Genomic DNA, 17054 nt, shown 5'->3' with positions numbered 1-17054 from the left:
AACCACCTGCGGTCCGGCGCACCGCACTGCGACGATCTGCCGAATGACCACCACCCGCAGACACCTCACCCGCGACGACCTCGCCCCCCTCGCCCGTGCCGCGACCGGCCGCGCCCTCACCGGCGTCACCCGGCTCCGCGGTGGCAGCAAGAAGGGTGTCTACCGGCTGGCCCTCGACGACGGTACGACGGTCGTCGCCTACGTCTGGTCGCCGGACGAGGACTACTGGGACGCCGGCCCCTCCGACCCCCGCGACCCCTTCTCCGCCGGCACCGGTCCCGACGTGTTCACGGCCGCCCACGACCGGCTGGTCGCGGCCGGCGTGCGCACCCCCCGCCTCCTGTACGCCGACACCACCATGGACGCCGTGGTCGTCGAGGACATGCGGGGCGGCAGTCTGGAGGAGGCCCTGGAGCGGGACCCGGTCGCCGGTCGCGCCGCGCTGGGGCTGCTGGCCGCCGAACTCCGGTCTCTGCACGCGCAGGAGGGCCCCGCCTTCGGCAAGGTCGGACTCGTCGACAACGGCGGCACCTCGTCGTCGGGTTCGGCCGCCCGGCGTATCACCGAGGGCGCCCTGCGCCACATCGAGCAGGCCGCCGTACGGGACGAACGGATCGCCGGCGTACGGGAGGAGCTCGAGGAGACCGTAGGACGTCTCGCCGCAGCCGTCCGGCCCCGTGCCCGGCACACCCTCGTCCACGGCGAACTCGGCGCCGACCACGTCCTGTTGGACGACCAGGGCAGGCCCGCCCTCATCGACATCGAAGGGCTCATGTACTTCGACGTCGAGTGGGAGCACGTCTTCCTGCGCATCCGCTTCGGGCCGCAGCACTACGACGTCCTGCGCGCCCCCGGCCTGGACGAGGACCGGATGCGCCTGTACCGCCTCGCCATGCACGTGTCCCTGGTCGCCGGCCCCCTCCGCCTGATCGAGGGCGACTTCCCGAACCCGGACGGAATGCGGGAGATCGCGGAATCCAACCTGGTCAGGGTGCTGGAGCTCATGGGACGATGATCGGTATGCACGACGTACTGGAGATCCTGGCGGTCCTGCTCCTGGTGGTCGGAGCCGTGCTCTCCATGGCCGCGATCACCACCGGATGGATCATGCCGGGCCGCGGGCGGACCAAGGTGCTGCGGCCCCGCGTGTGGGGCTACGGCACCCTGGTCGCCATGGCCGGGATCGGCACGTTTCTGTTCGTCGGCCCGCTCCAGGGACCGGACAGGGGCAACTTCCCGGTCTCGATGAGCGGCATGGCCGTGTTCGCCGCGGGGCTGTACATCCAGCGGCAGGCCATGAAACCGGCTAGGAAGACCTCCTCCTGATCTTCGAGCCCAGCCACACCAGCGGGTCGTACTTGCGGTCGACAGCCCGTTCCTTCAGCGGAATCAGCGCGTTGTCCGTGATCTTGATGCCCTCGGGGCAGACCTCCGTGCAGCACTTGGTGATGTTGCAGTAGCCGAGACCGTGCTCGTCCTGGGCCGTCTTCTTGCGGTCCAGGCCGGACTCCTCGGCCGCGTCCAGCGGGTGCATGTCCAGTTCGGCCACCCGCATCAGGAAGCGCGGGCCCGCGAACGCCGTCTTGTTCTCCTCGTGGTCGCGGACGACATGGCAGGTGTCCTGGCACAGGAAGCACTCGATGCACTTGCGGAACTCCTGCGAGCGGTCCACGTCCTCCTGCATCATCCGGTACTCGCCCGGCCCGAGATCCGGCGGCGGCACGAACGCCGGGACCTCGCGCGCCTTCTGGTAGTTGAAACCGACGTTCGTGACCAGGTCCCGGACCACGGGGAAGGCCCGCAGCGGGGTGACCGTGATCGTCTCGTCCTGGGTGAACACCGACATGCGGGTCATGCACATCAGCCGGGGCCGCCCGTTGATCTCCGCGGAGCAGGAACCGCACTTGCCCGCCTTGCAGTTCCAGCGGACGGCGAGATCGGGCGCCTGGGTGGCCTGGAGGCGGTGGATGATGTCCAGCACCACTTCGCCGTCGTTGACCTCGACCTTGAAGTCCTCCAGGTCGCCGCCCTTCACATCGCCCCGCCACACCTTGAAGTGGGCCGTGTAGCCGCTCATTCGTACAGCTCCTCTTCGGCGAGGTACTTGACCAGCTCCTCCTTGTCGAAGAGGGCGAGCAGGTCGGCGCGGATGGGGTCGGTGGTCTCGCGGGTGAGGTCGATCTGGCCCCGGACGGGGTCGGTCGCCGCCAACCCGCCCGTGGGGTCGGTCAGTTGGCACAGCAGGTTGATCCGGCGCCACTCGCGGTCCATCGCCGGATGGTCCTCGCGGGTGTGGCCGCCGCGCGACTCGGTCCGCTCCAGCGCGGCCCGCGCCACACACTCGCTGACCAGCAGCATGTTCCTGAGGTCCAGCGCGAGGTGCCAGCCCGGGTTGAACTGCCGGTGCCCCTCGACCCCGGCCCGCCGGGCCCGGACCCGAAGATCCGCCAGCTTCTCCAGGGCCTGCTCCATCTCACCCTCGCGGCGGATGATGCCGACCAGGTCGTTCATCGCCTGCTGGAGCTCCTGGTGCAGGGTGTATGGGTTCTCCGGAGGGCCTACGGCGGGCTCCGCCCCCTCCGCCGAGAACGGCCGCAGCGCCTCGGCCGCCGCCGCGTCGACCTGGCCCTCGTCCACGGGCGGGCGGTCCGCAGCGAGCCCGGTCGCGTACTCGGCCGCGTGCCAGCCCGCCCGGCGTCCGAACACCAGCAGGTCGGAGAGGGAGTTGCCGCCGAGCCGGTTCGAGCCATGCATGCCGCCGGCCACCTCACCGGCCGCGAACAGCCCCGGCACCCCGCGAGCCGCCGCCGTGTCCGACTCGACCGCGATACCGCCCATCACGTAGTGACAGGTCGGCCCGACCTCCATCGGTTCGGCCGTGATGTCGACGTCGGCCAGCTCCTTGAACTGGTGGTACATGGACGGCAGCCGGCGCCGGATGACCTCGGCGGGCATTCGTGTCGAGACGTCCAGGAAGACCCCGCCGTGCGGGGAACCCCGGCCGGCCTTCACCTCGGAGTTGATCGCGCGGGCCACCTCGTCGCGGGGGAGCAGTTCGGGCGGGCGCCGGTTGTTGTCCGGGTCCTCGTACCAGCGGTCGCCCTCCTCCTCCGACTGGGCGTACTTCTCCTTGAAGACGTCGGGGATGTACTCGAACATGAACCGCTTGCCCTCGGAGTTCCTGAGCACCCCGCCGTCGCCACGGACCGACTCGGTGACGAGGATGCCCTTCACCGACGGCGGCCAGACCATGCCGGTCGGGTGGAACTGGACGAACTCCATGTTCAGCAGGGGCGCGCCGGCGAGCAGCGCCAGTGCGTGGCCGTCGCCGGTGTACTCCCACGAGTTCGACGTCACCTTGAAGGACTTGCCGATGCCACCGGTCGCGATCACGACGGCCGGGGCCTCGAGGACGAAGAAACGGCCGGTCTCGCGGTCGTAGGCGAAGACTCCGGAGACGCGAGAGCCGTCTTTGAGGACCCGGGTGACCGTGCACTCCTGGTAGACCTTCAGGCGGGACTCGTAGTCACCGGTCTCCTTGTGGTCCTCCTGCTGGAGCGAGACGATCTTCTGCTGGAGCGTGCGGATCAGTTCGAGGCCGGTGCGGTCGCCGACGTGGGCGAGGCGCGGGTACTCATGGCCGCCGAAGTTGCGCTGCGAGATCCGGCCGTCCTTCGTACGGTCGAACAGGGCGCCCCAGGTCTCCAGCTCCCAGACCCGGTCCGGGGCCTCCTGGGCGTGCAGTTCGGCCATCCGCCACTGGTTGAGGAACTTCCCGCCGCGCATGGTGTCGCGGAAGTGGACCTGCCAGTTGTCGTTCGAATTGGCGTTGCCCATGCTGGCCGCGATGCCGCCCTCGGCCATCACCGTGTGCGCCTTGCCGAACAGCGACTTGCAGATCACGGCCGTACGGGCACCGCGCTCGCGGGCCTCGATGGCGGCGCGGAGACCGGCACCCCCGGCGCCCACCACGACGACGTCCCACTCCTGCCGGTCGACCACGGACATCAGAAGGCACCTTCAATCTAGAAGAAGCGCGGATCGTCGAAAGCGCCGGAGGCGACGAGATACACGTAGAAGTCGGCGAGCGCCACGCTCACCAACGACGCCCAGGCGAGCTGCATGTGCCTGGCGTTGAGCTTCCCGACCCACTGCCACATCCGGTAGCGCACGGGATGCCTGGAGAAGTGCCTGAGCTTGCCGCCGACGATGTGCCGGCAGGAGTGGCACGAGATCGTGTACGCCCAGATCAGCACGATGTTGATCAGGAAGACGAGGGTGCCGAGGCCCATGTGCCCCCACTCGTACCGCTCGTTGCGGAACGAGAGCACGGTGTCGTAGGTCAGGATCCCGGCGACCACGATCGCGGCGTAGAAGAAGTACCGGTGGATGTTCTGCAGGATCAGCGGGAAGCGGGTCTCACCGGTGTACTTCTTGTGCGGCTCGGCCACCGCGCAGGCCGGCGGGGACGCCCAGAAACCCCGGTAGTAGGCCTTGCGGTAGTAGTAGCAGGTCAGGCGGAAGCCGAGCGGGAAGATCAGGATGATGATCGCGGGGGAGATGCCCCACCAGCTGCCGAAGATCTCCCAGTTGGGGCCGTGGCGCATGGGTTCGCAGCGCTCGGCGAGACAGGGGGAGTAGAACGGCGAGACATACGGGGCCGCGTAGTAGTCCGTGTCGGCGAAGGCCCGCCAGGTCGAGTACACGATGAAGGCGAGCAGCCCGGCGGCGGTGACCGCCGGTGCCAGCCACCAGCGGTCGGTGCGCAGGTGAGAGGCGTCGATCGCGGCGCGCGTACCGGTGCGTACGCCGCCGCGGGCGCTATGGGATTCGGTGTCGGGGGGTTCCGTACCAGTGGCCAACTCTTGACTCCGGTCGGGTTCAGGGGGCTCGGCGGTCGCGGGCGCCGAGTCCCTCGTCGTCCGAGTCCGTCCACAGGGTGTTGTCGTACGGGGTGTCGGAGATCGAGACGAGATCAGGGCGGCGCGCCTTGGCGAGCGCCGGGTCGGTCTCCTTCAGCAGCGCGAGGCTCTCGCGCAGCCGGTCGGCGTCGATCCGCACACGGCGCATCTCCAGACCGCTGCTGCCCAGCTGCTGCTCCAGGCGCTTGACGTACCTGAGCACCTCGTCGAGCGAGCGCTGTGCCGCTACCAGTTCGTCGTTCACGGACATGACGTGACCTCACTTCCGTGGGCGGGGATGCCCTGGACGGGAACGGTCATGCGCCTGCGAGTGTTGCGCGTCACACCGGCCGGTGTGAAGGGACGTGCACGGATTGGCGGATCGTGAGCCTCCGTGCGCGCCCCTCGTGCGCCGTCGATTGCGCCGCACGGGTGGGCTTCCCGGTCGTTGTCGCCGTGTCGCCGTCCGTTGCCGAACCCTTTCCTCTTCAGTGGCCGCATACATGTGATCAGCTCCATATACCGCCAAAAGTGATCATAACGCCCGCGGCTCCCGGAGGTAAGCAGAGATGTCCAACGACGGCGTCGGACTGCGCGCGGTCACGCGCTCGGTCGCCTTCCTGACCGCGGGCGCGCTCGCGGTGACCGCGCTCTCCGGGTGCAGCTCCGAGGAGAAGCGGAGCAAGCCCCTCGCCGCGCAGGACATCGCGCCCGCCGCCCGCGACCGGGTCGCCGACGGCGGCACCCTGCACTGGGCCGTGGACGCCGTACCGGAGACCCTGAACACGTTCCAGTCGGACGCGGACGCGACCAGCACCACCGTCGCCCAGGCGGTCCTCCCGTCGATGTACCGGCTCGACGCGAACGGGCGCCCGCAGGTCCATCCCGACTACCTGGAGTCGGCGAAGGTCGTCGAGACCGAGCCGAAGCAGGTCGTGCTGTACAAGCTGAACCAGCAGGCCGTGTGGAGCGACGGCCGGGAGATCGGCGCCGCAGACTTCGCCGCCCAGTGGCGCGCCCTGTCCGGCAAGGACTCCGCGTACTGGACCGCTCGCAACGCCGGCTACGACCGCATCGAGAAGATCGAACGCGGGGCCGACGACCTGGAGGTCCGGGTCACCTTCGCGCGGCCGTACGCCGACTGGCGTTCGCTGTTCTCACCGCTGTACCCGAAGGACGTCATGGGCACCCCGGACTCCTTCAACGACTCCGCCCGCAAGAAACTCAAGGTCACCGCCGGTCCCTTCACCCTGAAGAAGGTCGACCGCAAGGACGACGAGGTCATCCTCACCCGCAGTGCGCGCTGGTGGGGCCACCCGGCCAAGCTGGACCAGATCGTGCTCCGCGCCGTGCCGCGCGACAAGCGGGCGGCCGCGCTGGCCGCCGGGGAGATCGAGCTCGCCGACGTCGACTCCGAGGCCCTCGGCCGCATCGGCCTCGCGGCCCGTGCGGGAGCCAAGCCCGGCAGCAGCCCCCTCGCGGGGCCGGGCAGACTCCCCGGGCACGGCTCCGCCGGCAACCTGAGCGCCGCCGACGCGCTGCGCGCCTGGGCCCTCGCTCACGGCGACGACGAGGAGGACGCCGACGAGGAGCTCAGCGCCCGGCAGAAGGAGCGCAGGGCGCTCGCCGCCTACAAGCGTGAGCAGACTGCCCTGAAGGGCTTCGAGGTCCGCAGGTCCCTGGAGCCCGCCTACACCCAGCTGGCCCTCAACGGCGCCTCCGGCCCGCTCGCCGACGAGCGGGTCCGCCGGGCCGTGGCCCGCGCCATCGACCGCAAGGCGCTGGCCGGTGTCGTCCTCTCCCCGCTCGGGCTGCCGGCCGTGCCGGTCGGCAGTCACCTCGCGCTCTCCGGCCAGGACGCCTACGCCGACAACAGCGGCGCGCTCGGCGGCCAGGACACCGAGGAGGCGCAGGCACTCCTCGCGGACGCCGGGTGGGTGGCCGGCGGCAAGGTCGAGAAGGAGAAGAAGGAGAAGAAGAAGGGCGAGAAGGCCGCGGGGGCCGAGGGCAAGAAGACCGGGCGGGACTCCGAGAAGGAGGACGACGGCACGTATGTCGTCGGTGAGGACGACAAGGGCGACGACAAGGAGCCCAAGGACCACCACAAGGGTGCGGACGGTCCTCAGCATCTCGCTCAGGACGGCAAGCAGTACGCGAACAAGCTGAGGCAGGGCGGCGCGCCCGGGGCCTACGCCCCGAAGGGCACGGCGGCTCCGGCGGCCGGGGCGACGAAGGTGCTGGCCAAGAAGGGCAAGGCGCTCGCCCTGCGGTTCGTGCTGCCGTCGGGGCCCGGGTCCGGGACCCTGCGGACGGTGGCCGGGCGGATCTCCTCGATGCTGGAGAAGGTCGGTATCCGGACGGAGATCTCCAAGGTCTCCGACGAGAGCTACTTCAAGGACCACATCGCGTCCGGGCAGTACGACCTCGCGTTGTACTCCTGGCCCTCGTCCGCGTTCCCCGCCACCGACGCCCGCCCGATCTTCGCGAAGCCGGTGCCGGCCGCGGACGGCTCGCTGAACGTCGAGCAGAACTACACGCGGGTCGGCACCGACCAGGTGGACCAGCTCTTCGACCAGGCCGTCGCCACTCTCGACGAGGGCAAGAGCCGCAGCCTGATCCGCAAGGCCGATTCCCGTATCTGGGCCGCCGCCGGATCCATCCCGCTCTATCAGCGGCCCCAGCTGACCGCCGCGAAGAAGGACGTGGTCAACGCCGGTGCCTTCGGATTCCAGACGCCCGTCTACGAGGACATGGGCTTCCTGAAGAAGGGCGTGAAAGCCTCGGCCGGGCCGTCCGCGGACTGAGCCCGGCGAGCCCCTGCCCGGGAGGCACCGTACGATGGGGTGAGGCCGTGGCGTGTCAAGCCCGGCAGGCCCGCGTCACACGGACGTTCGTAGCAGGGCCTTCTCACCACTTGGGAGTACGCCGCAATATGGCCACGCGCCACGACATCCGCAATGTCGCCATCGTCGCCCACGTCGACCACGGCAAGACGACTCTTGTCGACGCCATGCTGAAGCAGGCCGGCGCCTTCGCCGCGCACGCCGCCGAGTCGCTCGACGACCGCATGATGGACTCGAACGACCTGGAGCGTGAGAAGGGCATCACGATCCTGGCCAAGAACACGGCCGTGAAGTACCACCCGAAGGATGGCGGCGACGTCATCACCATCAACATCATCGACACCCCCGGCCACGCCGACTTCGGTGGCGAGGTCGAGCGTGGTCTGTCGATGGTGGACGCGGTGGTCCTGCTCGTCGACGCGTCCGAGGGCCCGCTGCCGCAGACCCGTTTCGTGCTGCGCAAGGCGCTTCAGCAGCGCCTGCCGGTCATCCTGTGCATCAACAAGACCGACCGCCCGGACTCGCGGATCGACGAGGTCGTCAACGAGACGTACGACCTCTTCCTGGACCTGGACGCGGACGAGGAGCAGATCGAGTTCCCCATCGTCTACGCGTGTGCGCGTGACGGTGTCGCCTCGCTGACCAAGCCGGAGAACGGCACGGTCCCGGCGGACAGCGACAGCCTGGAGCCGTTCTTCTCCACGATCCTGTCGCATGTCCCGGCCCCGGAGTACGACGAGACGGCCCCCCTCCAGGCGCACGTCACGAACCTGGACGCCGACAACTTCCTCGGCCGTATCGCGCTCCTCCGCGTCGAGCAGGGCGAGCTGCGCAAGGGCCAGACCGTCACCTGGATCAAGCGCGACGGCACGATGTCCAACGTCCGCATCACCGAGCTGCTGATGACCGAGGCGCTCACCCGCAAGCCCGCCGAGATGGCCGGCCCCGGTGACATCTGTGCCGTCGCCGGTATCCCGGACATCATGATCGGCGAGACCCTCGCCGACCCTGAGAACCCGATCCCGCTGCCGCTCATCACGGTCGACGAGCCGGCCATCTCGATGACCATCGGTACGAACACCTCGCCGCTGGTCGGCCGGGGCGGCACCGGCAAGGGCGCCTCGGCCAAGGCCGCGGTGAAGGACCGCAAGGTGACCGCCCGCCAGGTCAAGGACCGCCTCGACCGCGAGCTGATCGGTAACGTCTCCCTCCGTGTGCTCGACACCGAGCGCCCGGACGCCTGGGAGGTCCAGGGCCGTGGAGAGCTCGCGCTGGCCATCCTGGTCGAGCAGATGCGCCGTGAGGGCTTCGAGCTGACGATCGGCAAGCCGCAGGTCGTCACCAAGATCGTCGACGGCAAGGTGTACGAGCCCGTCGAGCGCATGACGATCGACGTCCCCGAGGAGCACATGGGCGCGGTCACGCAGCTCATGGGCGTCCGCAAGGGCCGTATGGACAACATGTCGAACCACGGCTCCGGTTGGGTCCGCATGGAGTTCGTCGTGCCGTCCCGCGGCCTGATCGGCTTCCGTACGGAGTTCCTGACCGGCACCCGTGGCACGGGCATCGCCCACTCCATCCACGAGGGCCACGAGCCGTGGTTCGGCACCCTGACGACCCGTAACAACGGCTCGTTGGTCGCCGACCGCGCCGGTGCCGTCACCGCCTTCGCGATGACGAACCTTCAGGAGCGCGGCGTGCTGTTCACCGACCCGGGCACCGAGGTGTACGAGGGCATGATCGTCGGCGAGAACTCGCGCTCCGACGACATGGACGTGAACATCACCAAGGAGAAGAAGCTCACGAACATGCGGTCCGCCTCGGCCGACTCGTTCGAGGCGATCGTCCCGCCGCGCAAGCTCTCCCTGGAGCAGTCCCTGGAGTTCTGCCGCGACGACGAGTGCGTCGAGGTGACTCCGGAAGCGGTCCGCATCCGTAAGGTCAACCTGGACGCCCGCGAGCGCGCCCGCGCCGCGAGCCGCGCCAAGCACGGCTGATCCCACCGCCGGCGACCGTCGGCAGCCCGGTTCTCCGACACGCGGGGAACCGGGCTGCAAGCATGCCCACCGATACCTGTCCGTGACCTATGAGTGACCGTCCGGATATCGGTAACCCGCCCAGGTGTTTCGGACATGTGAACAGAAATCCATTGCGGTATGTCCGTTTTGACGGTCTGTCGGTTCACGTGTCAAGCGCGCGCAGGTGTCAATCTTTGCAATTTTTCCTCAAAATATGGTCGGTAGGGAGATCCCTATGCCTTCCGCCCTTGACGCGCGTTGAACACTTTGGCGAAAGTTCCCCCAAACCACAGAACCTGCCGGTATCTGTGCTGCGCTCAACTCTCCAACCCCCCGGGGGAAGTACACACATGACCAGTCCAGTCGCCTTGGACCCCGAGCTCGAGACGGACGCCGAGCCTGTCAAGGGCGAGCAGAAGCTCGAGGGTCGTTCTCCCGGCCAGTTGATGTGGCAGCGCTTCAAGCGTGACCGTACCGGTGTCATCTGCGCCGTGGTAGTGATTTTGTACTTCGTGGTCTCGCTGGCCGCGCCGCTGCTGGTCAAGCTGAGCGGGACCGACCCGTACACGCTGTACGGGCAGGACCCGACCTACGCCGACAAGCCGATCCTGGACCAGTTCGGGCTTCCCCTGGGCTACTTCGGCGGCGTCTCCGGCGACCACTGGTTCGGTGTGGAGCCGCAGTACGGCCGCGACCTGTTCGCCATGCTCGTGTACGGCATGCGGACGTCGCTGTTCATGGCCCTCGGTGTGACGGTCCTGCTGATGGTCACGGGCGTGATCATCGGTCTGATCGGCGGCTACTTCGGTGGTCGCACCGACTACTGGATCGGCCGGGTCACCGACTTCTTCCTGTCCTTCCCCCAGCAGCTGTTCTTCATCGCCTTCATGCCCGTGGTCACCGCGTTCTTCGTCGACCCGCGGGAGGAGACCCCCACGTACTTCCGCGCACTGGCGATGCTGATCGTGCTGTGGCTGCTGGGCTGGATGAGCATGGCCCGCCTCGTTCGCTCCACCGTGCTGTCCCTGCGGGAGCGGGAGTTCGTCGAGGCCGCCAAGGTCTCCGGCGCCTCCCCGGGGCGGATCGTCCGCAAGGAGATCCTGCCGAACGTGGTGACGCCGATCCTGGTGCAGTTCACGTTCCAGCTGCCCAGCACCATCCTCACCATCGCCTTCCTTTCCTTCGCCGGAGTCGGTTTCGTCGAGCCGACTCCGGACTGGGGACGACTGTTCGCCGCAGCTGCCAACTACACCGAGCAGGACCCGGCGTTCCTCTTCTTCCCCGGCCTGGCGCTGGTGATCTTCGTTCTGGCCTTCAACCTCCTCGGAGACTCGGTCCGGGACGCTTTCGACCCCAAGTCCGGGCGGTAACTCGTCCATTGGTGGGGGGTGGCTGCCGCCCCCGCGTCGGCCTACCAGCCGCGTCAGGCAGTACTCATGGATAACAACCGACAGGTAGGTATTCGCCTCATGAAGCCCATCAGCTCGCGCAGAGCGCGCGCCGTCATCGTCGCCCTCGCGGCCGGTTCCCTGGCCCTCACGGCCTGCTCCAAGAACGAGGGCGGCGACTCCGGTACCGACTCGAAGAAGGACCAGAGCGAAGCATCGGTCCAGTCGAAGGCGGTCACCTACGCCGACGCCGCGGGTTCGACGGGTCCTGCCGAGGATGTCGCCGGCGCCAAGCCCGGTGGCACGATCAGCGTGTACCAGGAGGCGGGCCTCTCGCACCTGGACCCGGGCCAGATCTACGTCTCCGACGCCGGTCAGGTCGCCAACCTGCTGTTCCGTCGCCTGACCCAGTTCAAGGAGGACGGCAAGGGCGGCGTCTCGGTCGTGGGTGACCTCGCGACCGACTCGGGCAAGTCCTCGGACGGCGGCAAGACCTGGACCTTCACGCTGAAGGACGGCATCAAGGACCAGAACGGCAACGCCATCACGTCCGCCGACGTCCGCCACACGGTCGAGCGCCAGTACGCGAGCTTCATCTTCGACGGCCCGACCTACCTGCAGACCTGGCTGAGCGGCGCGGACTACCGCAAGGCGCTCCCGGACGGCGGCTTCGGCAAGAAGCACCTGCCTGCGTCGGTGCTCGACACCCCGGACGACAAGACGGTCGTCTTCCACTTCGACACCGCGCGCCCGGACCTGCCGCAGACCCTGGCCATGGCCGGCTACGCCATCGTCCCGGAGAAGACGGACACGAAGGCGGCCTACGACAAGGCCCCGGTCGCCACCGGCCCGTACAAGATCGCCTCGAACAAGGTCGGCAAGGAGCTCGTCCTCACGAAGAACACCAACTGGGACCCGAAGACCGACTCCGTGCGCCACCAGTACGCGAACGGCTTCGACTTCCAGTTCGGCATCACCGAGTCGACCCAGACCAAGCGTCTGATCGCCGACCAGGGCGCGGACAAGAACGCCATCCAGCTCACCGGCGCCGTCGAGGCCACGCAGATCCAGGACGTCATCGGCAACCCGGCCGTCAACAAGCGCACGGTCAAGGGCTACCAGCCCTACGTCATGCAGCTGACCTTCAACCTGGACCGCGTGAAGGACCTCAAGGTCCGTCAGGCCATCACCTACGCGGTCAACTCCAAGTCGCTCATCGCCGGTGAGGGTGGCGCGTACGGCGGCGACGTGGCCCCGAACTACTTCGCCCCGACCCTGCCGGGCTACGAGGCGAACTACGACCCCTACGGCCGTCTGAAGACGCCGCAGGGCAACATCGCGAAGGCCAAGGAGATCCTCAAGGGCGTTCCGGCGGCCGAGAAGAAGGTCGTCTTCGCCTACTCCAACAGCGAGGCCGGTCAGAAGCGCAAGGTCGCCATCGAGGACGCCCTCAGCAAGGTCGGCTTCGACGTCGTCTCCAAGGAGGTCGACGCGGCGAGCTACTACGAGCAGATCGGCAAGCTCAAGAACCCGTACGACATCTACATCACGGGTTGGGGCCAGGACTGGCCGTCCGCGGGCACGGTGATCACGCCCATCTACGACGGCACCCAGGTCGCCGACGGTTCCTCGAACTACTCGCACGTCAAGGACCCGAAGGTCGACGCCCTCATCAAGCAGGCGCTCTCCGAGGACCCGACCGCGGCCGCCAAGACGTGGAAGGAAGCCCAGCACTACCTGCTGGAGAAGATCATCCCGGCTGCCCCGCTCTGGTACACCAAGCAGTTCCAGCTCTCCGGGTCGAACATCGGCGGCGCCCGCTACGGCTCGGTGTCCAGCCTCATCGACATCACCCGCCTGTACGTGAAGTCGTAACTCTCTACGGCTGATCGCGGGGGTGCGCACCAGGCGGAGCGCACCCCCGCACCTCCGTGAAACCTCCCACCGTCTCCGCAGAGAGCAGCCCTCCCGCCATGTTTCAGTTCATCATCCGGCGCACGGTCGGTGCCCTGGTCACCCTGTTCCTCATCGGCGCCGCCACGTTCTTCCTGTTCGTCGCAGCGCCCTCCGACTACGCCTCCCTGGCCTGTGGCAAGGACTGCTCGCCCGCGAGACTGGAGGACATCCGCCAGGCGCTCGGCCTCAACCTGCCGATCCACCAGCAGTTCTGGGACTTCATGTCCGGCATCGTGATGGGCCGTGACTATCCGACCGGGCATTGCAGCGCGCCCTGCCTGGGCCAGTCGTTCTACTCGGGCGACATGGTCTGGTCGACGATCATGGACCGTTTCCCGACGACCCTCACGCTCACCGCGGGCGGCGCGGTCGTCTTCGTCATCGTCGGTGTCGGCGCCGGCATGATCGCCGCCTACCGGCGCGGCACCCTGATCGACAAGGTCGCCACCGGTGTGTCCATGGTGCTCAGTTCGTTCCAGATCTACGTGCTCGGACCGATCGTCCTGCTGATCTTCGTCTACAGCACGGGCTGGATGGACAACCCCGCGTACCACCCGATCACCGAGGACCCGTGGACCTGGTTCACCGGCATGCTGCTCCCCGTGCTGGTGATGGCCACCATCTTCACCGCGCAGTACACGCGTATGGCCCGCTCCTCGATGATCGAGCAGCTCGCGGAGGAGCACGTCCGCACCGCCCGCGCCAAGGGCATGTCGAACAAGTACGTGTTCTTCCGCTACGCCTGGCGCGGTTCGATGATCCCGATCGTCACCGTCCTCGGCATCGACATCAGCGCGATGCTCGGCGGCGCCGTGGTCACCGAGATCACCTTCTCGCTCCAGGGGATCGGCCGTCTCGCCGTGGACGGCGCGGTCCACAAGGACCTGCCGCTCACCATGGGCGTCATGCTGTTCGGTGCCTTCTTCATCCTGATCGTCAACATCCTCACCGACATCGCGTACGCCTACATCGACCCGCGCGTCCGGCTCTCCTAGGAAGAACGAACCACCGTGACCACACTGACCAAGACCGAGGACGCGCCGGCCCCGACCGGTCCGGAGAGCTTCCTCTCGGTGCGTGATCTGAAGGTGCAGTTCTCCACCGAGGACGGCATCGTCAAGGCGGTCGACGGCCTCTCCTTCGACGTCGAGCGCGGCAAGACCCTGGGCATCGTCGGCGAGTCCGGCTCCGGCAAGTCCGTCACCAACCTGACGATCCTGGGCCTGCACAACCCGCGTTCCAGCTCCGTCGACGGCGAGATCGTCCTCGACGGCAAGGAACTCGTCACCGCCACCGAGCGGGAGCTGGAGCAGCTCCGCGGCAACAAGATGGCGATGATCTTCCAGGACCCGCTGACCGCGCTGTCGCCGTTCTACACGGTGGGCCGCCAGCTGTCCGAGCCGTTCATGAAGCACCGCGGCGCCTCCAAGAAGGACGCCAGGGACCGGGCCATCCAGCTGCTGGAGAAGGTCGGCATCCCTCAGCCCAAGGCGCGCTTCGACGACTACCCGCATCAGTTCTCCGGCGGTATGCGCCAGCGCGCGATGATCGCCATGGCGCTGATGTGCGACCCCGAGCTGCTGATCGCCGACGAGCCGACCACCGCGCTGGACGTCACCGTGCAGGCCCAGATCCTGGACCTGCTCAAGGACCTCCAGCAGGAGTTCGGCTCCGCGATCATCTTCATCACGCACGACCTCGGCGTCATCTCGAACATGGCCGACGACCTGCTGGTGATGTACGCGGGCCGGGCCGTGGAGCGCGGTTCCGTCCGGGAGGTCCTGGGCGCGCCCAAGCACCCCTACACGTGGGGCCTGCTGAGCTCCATGCCCCGCCTGGACGGCGACATCAACGAGGCGTTGGAGCCGATCCCCGGCTCGCCGCCCTCGCTGCTCAACCCGCCCACCGGCTGCCCGTTCCACCCGCGGTGCGCCTTCAAGGACGAGGTGCCGGGCACGCTGTGCACCGACTCCCGTCCGCCGCTGGGCGAGGGGCGCGCCTCCGCGTGCCACCTGACGGCCGAGCAGAAGCAGTCCATCTTCATCGACAAGATCCAGCCCCGGCTGCGCTAGGGAGATCCGAGACATGAGCGACAACCTCACCCTCCCCGCCCAGCAGGGTTCGACCGGTTCCTCGACCGAGGAACTCCTCAAGGTCGAGGGCCTGACGAAGCACTTCCCGATCTACGGCGGCTTCCCGATCAAACGCAAAGTCGGCGCCGTCCAGGCCGTCGACGGGGTCGACCTGACGGTCGGCGTCGGCGAGAGCGTCGGCCTGGTCGGCGAGTCCGGCTGCGGCAAGTCGACGACGGGCCGGCTGATCACGCGGCTCCTGGAGCCGACGGCGGGCAAGATCACGTACTCCGGTCAGGACATCACGCACGCCTCGCGCCGCCAGCTGGCGCCGGTGCGGTCCGAGATCCAGATGATCTTCCAGGACCCGTACTCCTCGCTGAACCCGCGTCAGACCGTCGGCTCGATCATCAAGTCGCCGATGGAGGTCAACGGGATCGAGCCGGAGGGCGGCCGGGAGAAGAAGGTCCGCGAGCTCCTCGAGCTGGTCGGCCTCAACCCCGAGCACTACAACCGCTTCCCGCACGAGTTCTCCGGCGGCCAGCGCCAGCGCATCGGCGTGGCTCGCGCGCTGGCCCTCCAGCCCAAGCTGATCGTGGCGGACGAGCCGGTCTCCGCGCTGGACGTGTCGATCCAGGCGCAGGTCGTCAACCTGCTCAAGAAGGTTCAGGACGAGCTGGGCATCGCCTTCCTGTTCATCGCCCACGACCTGGCCGTCGTACGGCACTTCTCGCAGCGCGTCGCGGTCATGTACCTCGGCAAGATCGTCGAGGTCGGCGACCGGGAGTCGATCTACAACCGGCCCCGGCACCCGTACACGCACGCCCTGCTCTCCGCGGTGCCGGAGGTCGACATCGACGGCACGGGTGCGAGCCGCGAGCGGATCCGCCTGTCCGGCGACGTCCCCTCGCCGATCCTGCCGCCGTCCGGCTGCCGCTTCCGCACCCGGTGCTGGAAGGCGCAGGACAAGTGCGCCACGGACGAGCCGCCGCTGGTCCAGATCTCCGGCAACCTGGCCGGCCACCTCACGGCCTGCCACTTCCCGGAGGACCCGACCACCGCCCGTGACGAGGACGTCATCATGGACCCGGCGCTGCAGGCGCTGGAGGACGTGACGGACTCGACCGACGAGGCGCCGGCCAAGGACTGACGCGCCCTGCACGACCCCCGGCCGGGGCGGAGGCGATGTGCTTCCGCCCCGGCCGCGGTTTCCCCCTGGCTGGCCGTGCCGACGCCGGTGGGGTGACCGGGGGAGGGGACGCCCACGTCGGCCTGGCGGCGCCTGGACCTGCCGGCGGCCTGGCCTGTCGTCCCCCTGACACACCGGCACGTTGGCTTGGCGGGCCCCTGATCCACGGGCGGCTGGGTCTGGCGGTGCCGCGATCTGCCGGCGGTCCCGTGAGTCACGGGCACCTTGGCCTGGCGGTTGCCCGCCTCACCGGCGGCTTGGTCTATGGGCGCCGTGGCTCGGCGGCGCTGCGATTTGTTGTCCCGGGCCCCGTCGCGCCGGCTCTTTGGCCGATCGGCGGCTTGGGCCGCGGGCACCCTGATTCAGGGGCACCTGACACGCCGACACTCCGCCCCCTTCAACTCCTCGTCCCCCTTCAACTCCTCGTCCCCCTGACCTCCGGCTCCCTGACCTCCGTCCCCCTGACCTCCGTCCCCCTGACCTCCGGCCCCCGTCCTGCTGGCGGCTGGTCCGTCGGCACCGTGGCTCGGTGGCACCTGGCACGCAGGGCGATGGTGTAACCGGCGACGCATTCCAGCGCCTCGCCCGTGGACACGCCCCGATCTCTTCCCCCTCGACCCATTGCCCTCAGGCCCCCTGGCGCCCCGGCAGCGTGGCCGGCGGGCACCGTGGCTCGGCGGCACCTGG

At 68.5% G+C, this 17054-nt stretch carries 13 protein-coding genes; 9 read left to right on the top strand and 4 right to left on the bottom strand.

All coding sequences use genetic code 11. From position 1 onward, the window contains the following. The first annotated feature begins 43 nt into the window (after positions 1–43). A complete protein-coding gene (locus AQJ46_RS05995; protein ID WP_059204606.1) occupies positions 44–1015 on the top strand; it encodes a phosphotransferase in 972 nt (323 codons plus the stop codon). Between the two features lie 5 nt (positions 1016–1020). Continuing rightward, entirely contained in the window at positions 1021–1326 is a 306-nt protein-coding gene (locus AQJ46_RS05990; protein WP_159063995.1) for a hypothetical protein, read from the top strand. On the opposite strand, the gene AQJ46_RS05985 is transcribed toward AQJ46_RS05990, so the two are convergent. From AQJ46_RS05985 to AQJ46_RS05970, 4 genes are read right to left on the bottom strand one after another with little or no spacing between them, the layout of a single operon-like run. Further along, positions 1307–2077, bottom strand: a complete 771-nt coding sequence (locus AQJ46_RS05985; RefSeq protein ID WP_059204604.1) for a succinate dehydrogenase/fumarate reductase iron-sulfur subunit — start codon at positions 2075–2077, stop codon at positions 1307–1309. The two genes, AQJ46_RS05990 and AQJ46_RS05985, sit on opposite strands and share 20 nt — an antisense overlap. Continuing rightward, on the bottom strand, positions 2074–4008 hold the full coding sequence (locus AQJ46_RS05980) for a fumarate reductase/succinate dehydrogenase flavoprotein subunit (protein ID WP_059204603.1): 1935 nt from the start codon (positions 4006–4008) through the stop codon (positions 2074–2076). The genes AQJ46_RS05985 and AQJ46_RS05980 overlap by 4 nt, the downstream gene beginning before the upstream one ends. A 17-nt stretch (positions 4009–4025) precedes the next feature. Next, a complete protein-coding gene (locus AQJ46_RS05975) occupies positions 4026–4862 on the bottom strand; it encodes a hypothetical protein (RefSeq protein ID WP_059204602.1) in 837 nt (278 codons plus the stop codon). Positions 4863–4881: 19 nt separating this feature from the next. Next, positions 4882–5172, bottom strand: coding sequence for a hypothetical protein (locus AQJ46_RS05970; RefSeq protein ID WP_057610020.1), 291 nt, complete (start codon positions 5170–5172; stop codon positions 4882–4884). 298 nt (positions 5173–5470) lie between these two features. Between AQJ46_RS05970 and AQJ46_RS05965 the strand changes: the two genes are divergently transcribed. From AQJ46_RS05965 to AQJ46_RS05935, 7 genes are all read left to right on the top strand, one after another. Further along, positions 5471–7705 carry an ABC transporter family substrate-binding protein gene (locus AQJ46_RS05965; protein WP_059204601.1) on the top strand — a complete coding sequence of 745 codons (2235 nt, stop codon included), beginning with the start codon at positions 5471–5473 and terminating at the stop codon, positions 7703–7705. A 128-nt stretch (positions 7706–7833) separates the two neighbouring features. Next, positions 7834–9741 (top strand): translational GTPase TypA, encoded by a 1908-nt coding sequence (gene typA, locus AQJ46_RS05960; protein ID WP_059204600.1) that lies wholly within the window; start codon positions 7834–7836, stop codon positions 9739–9741. 371 nt (positions 9742–10112) lie between these two features. Then, positions 10113–11132, top strand: coding sequence for an ABC transporter permease (locus AQJ46_RS05955; RefSeq protein ID WP_059204599.1), 1020 nt, complete (start codon positions 10113–10115; stop codon positions 11130–11132). Positions 11133–11231: 99 nt separating this feature from the next. Beyond that, on the top strand, positions 11232–13025 hold the full coding sequence (locus tag AQJ46_RS05950; RefSeq protein WP_059204598.1) for an ABC transporter substrate-binding protein: 1794 nt from the start codon (positions 11232–11234) through the stop codon (positions 13023–13025). A gap of 98 nt (positions 13026–13123) precedes the next feature. Further along, positions 13124–14101, top strand: coding sequence for an ABC transporter permease (locus AQJ46_RS05945; RefSeq protein WP_059204597.1), 978 nt, complete (start codon positions 13124–13126; stop codon positions 14099–14101). 15 nt (positions 14102–14116) lie between these two features. Beyond that, positions 14117–15178: an ABC transporter ATP-binding protein gene (locus AQJ46_RS05940; protein ID WP_059204596.1), complete on the top strand. Its 1062-nt coding sequence runs from the start codon at positions 14117–14119 to the stop codon at positions 15176–15178. A gap of 13 nt (positions 15179–15191) precedes the next feature. Next, positions 15192–16328: an ABC transporter ATP-binding protein gene (locus AQJ46_RS05935; protein ID WP_059204595.1), complete on the top strand. Its 1137-nt coding sequence runs from the start codon at positions 15192–15194 to the stop codon at positions 16326–16328. The last annotated feature ends 726 nt before the right edge of the window (positions 16329–17054 follow it).

Source organism: Streptomyces canus (assembly GCF_001514145.1).
Taxonomy (GTDB): domain Bacteria; phylum Actinomycetota; class Actinomycetes; order Streptomycetales; family Streptomycetaceae; genus Streptomyces; species Streptomyces canus.
Note: the sequence above shows the minus strand (reverse complement) of the source record. Positions and strands in the feature narration are given on the sequence as shown.

What these genes read in the sequence shown, in the direction of transcription:
- AQJ46_RS05995 (WP_059204606.1), top strand. Translation starts at nt 44, where the DNA reads ATGACCACCACCCGCAGACACCTCACCCGCGACGACCTCGCCCCCCTC.
- AQJ46_RS05990 (WP_159063995.1), top strand. Translation starts at nt 1,021, where the DNA reads ATGCACGACGTACTGGAGATCCTGGCGGTCCTGCTCCTGGTGGTCGGA.
- AQJ46_RS05985 (WP_059204604.1), bottom strand. Translation starts at nt 2,077, where the DNA reads ATGAGCGGCTACACGGCCCACTTCAAGGTGTGGCGGGGCGATGTGAAG.
- AQJ46_RS05980 (WP_059204603.1), bottom strand. Translation starts at nt 4,008, where the DNA reads ATGTCCGTGGTCGACCGGCAGGAGTGGGACGTCGTCGTGGTGGGCGCC.
- AQJ46_RS05970 (WP_057610020.1), bottom strand. Translation starts at nt 5,172, where the DNA reads ATGTCCGTGAACGACGAACTGGTAGCGGCACAGCGCTCGCTCGACGAG.
- AQJ46_RS05965 (WP_059204601.1), top strand. Translation starts at nt 5,471, where the DNA reads ATGTCCAACGACGGCGTCGGACTGCGCGCGGTCACGCGCTCGGTCGCC.
- typA (WP_059204600.1), top strand. Translation starts at nt 7,834, where the DNA reads ATGGCCACGCGCCACGACATCCGCAATGTCGCCATCGTCGCCCACGTC.
- AQJ46_RS05955 (WP_059204599.1), top strand. Translation starts at nt 10,113, where the DNA reads ATGACCAGTCCAGTCGCCTTGGACCCCGAGCTCGAGACGGACGCCGAG.
- AQJ46_RS05950 (WP_059204598.1), top strand. Translation starts at nt 11,232, where the DNA reads ATGAAGCCCATCAGCTCGCGCAGAGCGCGCGCCGTCATCGTCGCCCTC.
- AQJ46_RS05945 (WP_059204597.1), top strand. Translation starts at nt 13,124, where the DNA reads ATGTTTCAGTTCATCATCCGGCGCACGGTCGGTGCCCTGGTCACCCTG.
- AQJ46_RS05935 (WP_059204595.1), top strand. Translation starts at nt 15,192, where the DNA reads ATGAGCGACAACCTCACCCTCCCCGCCCAGCAGGGTTCGACCGGTTCC.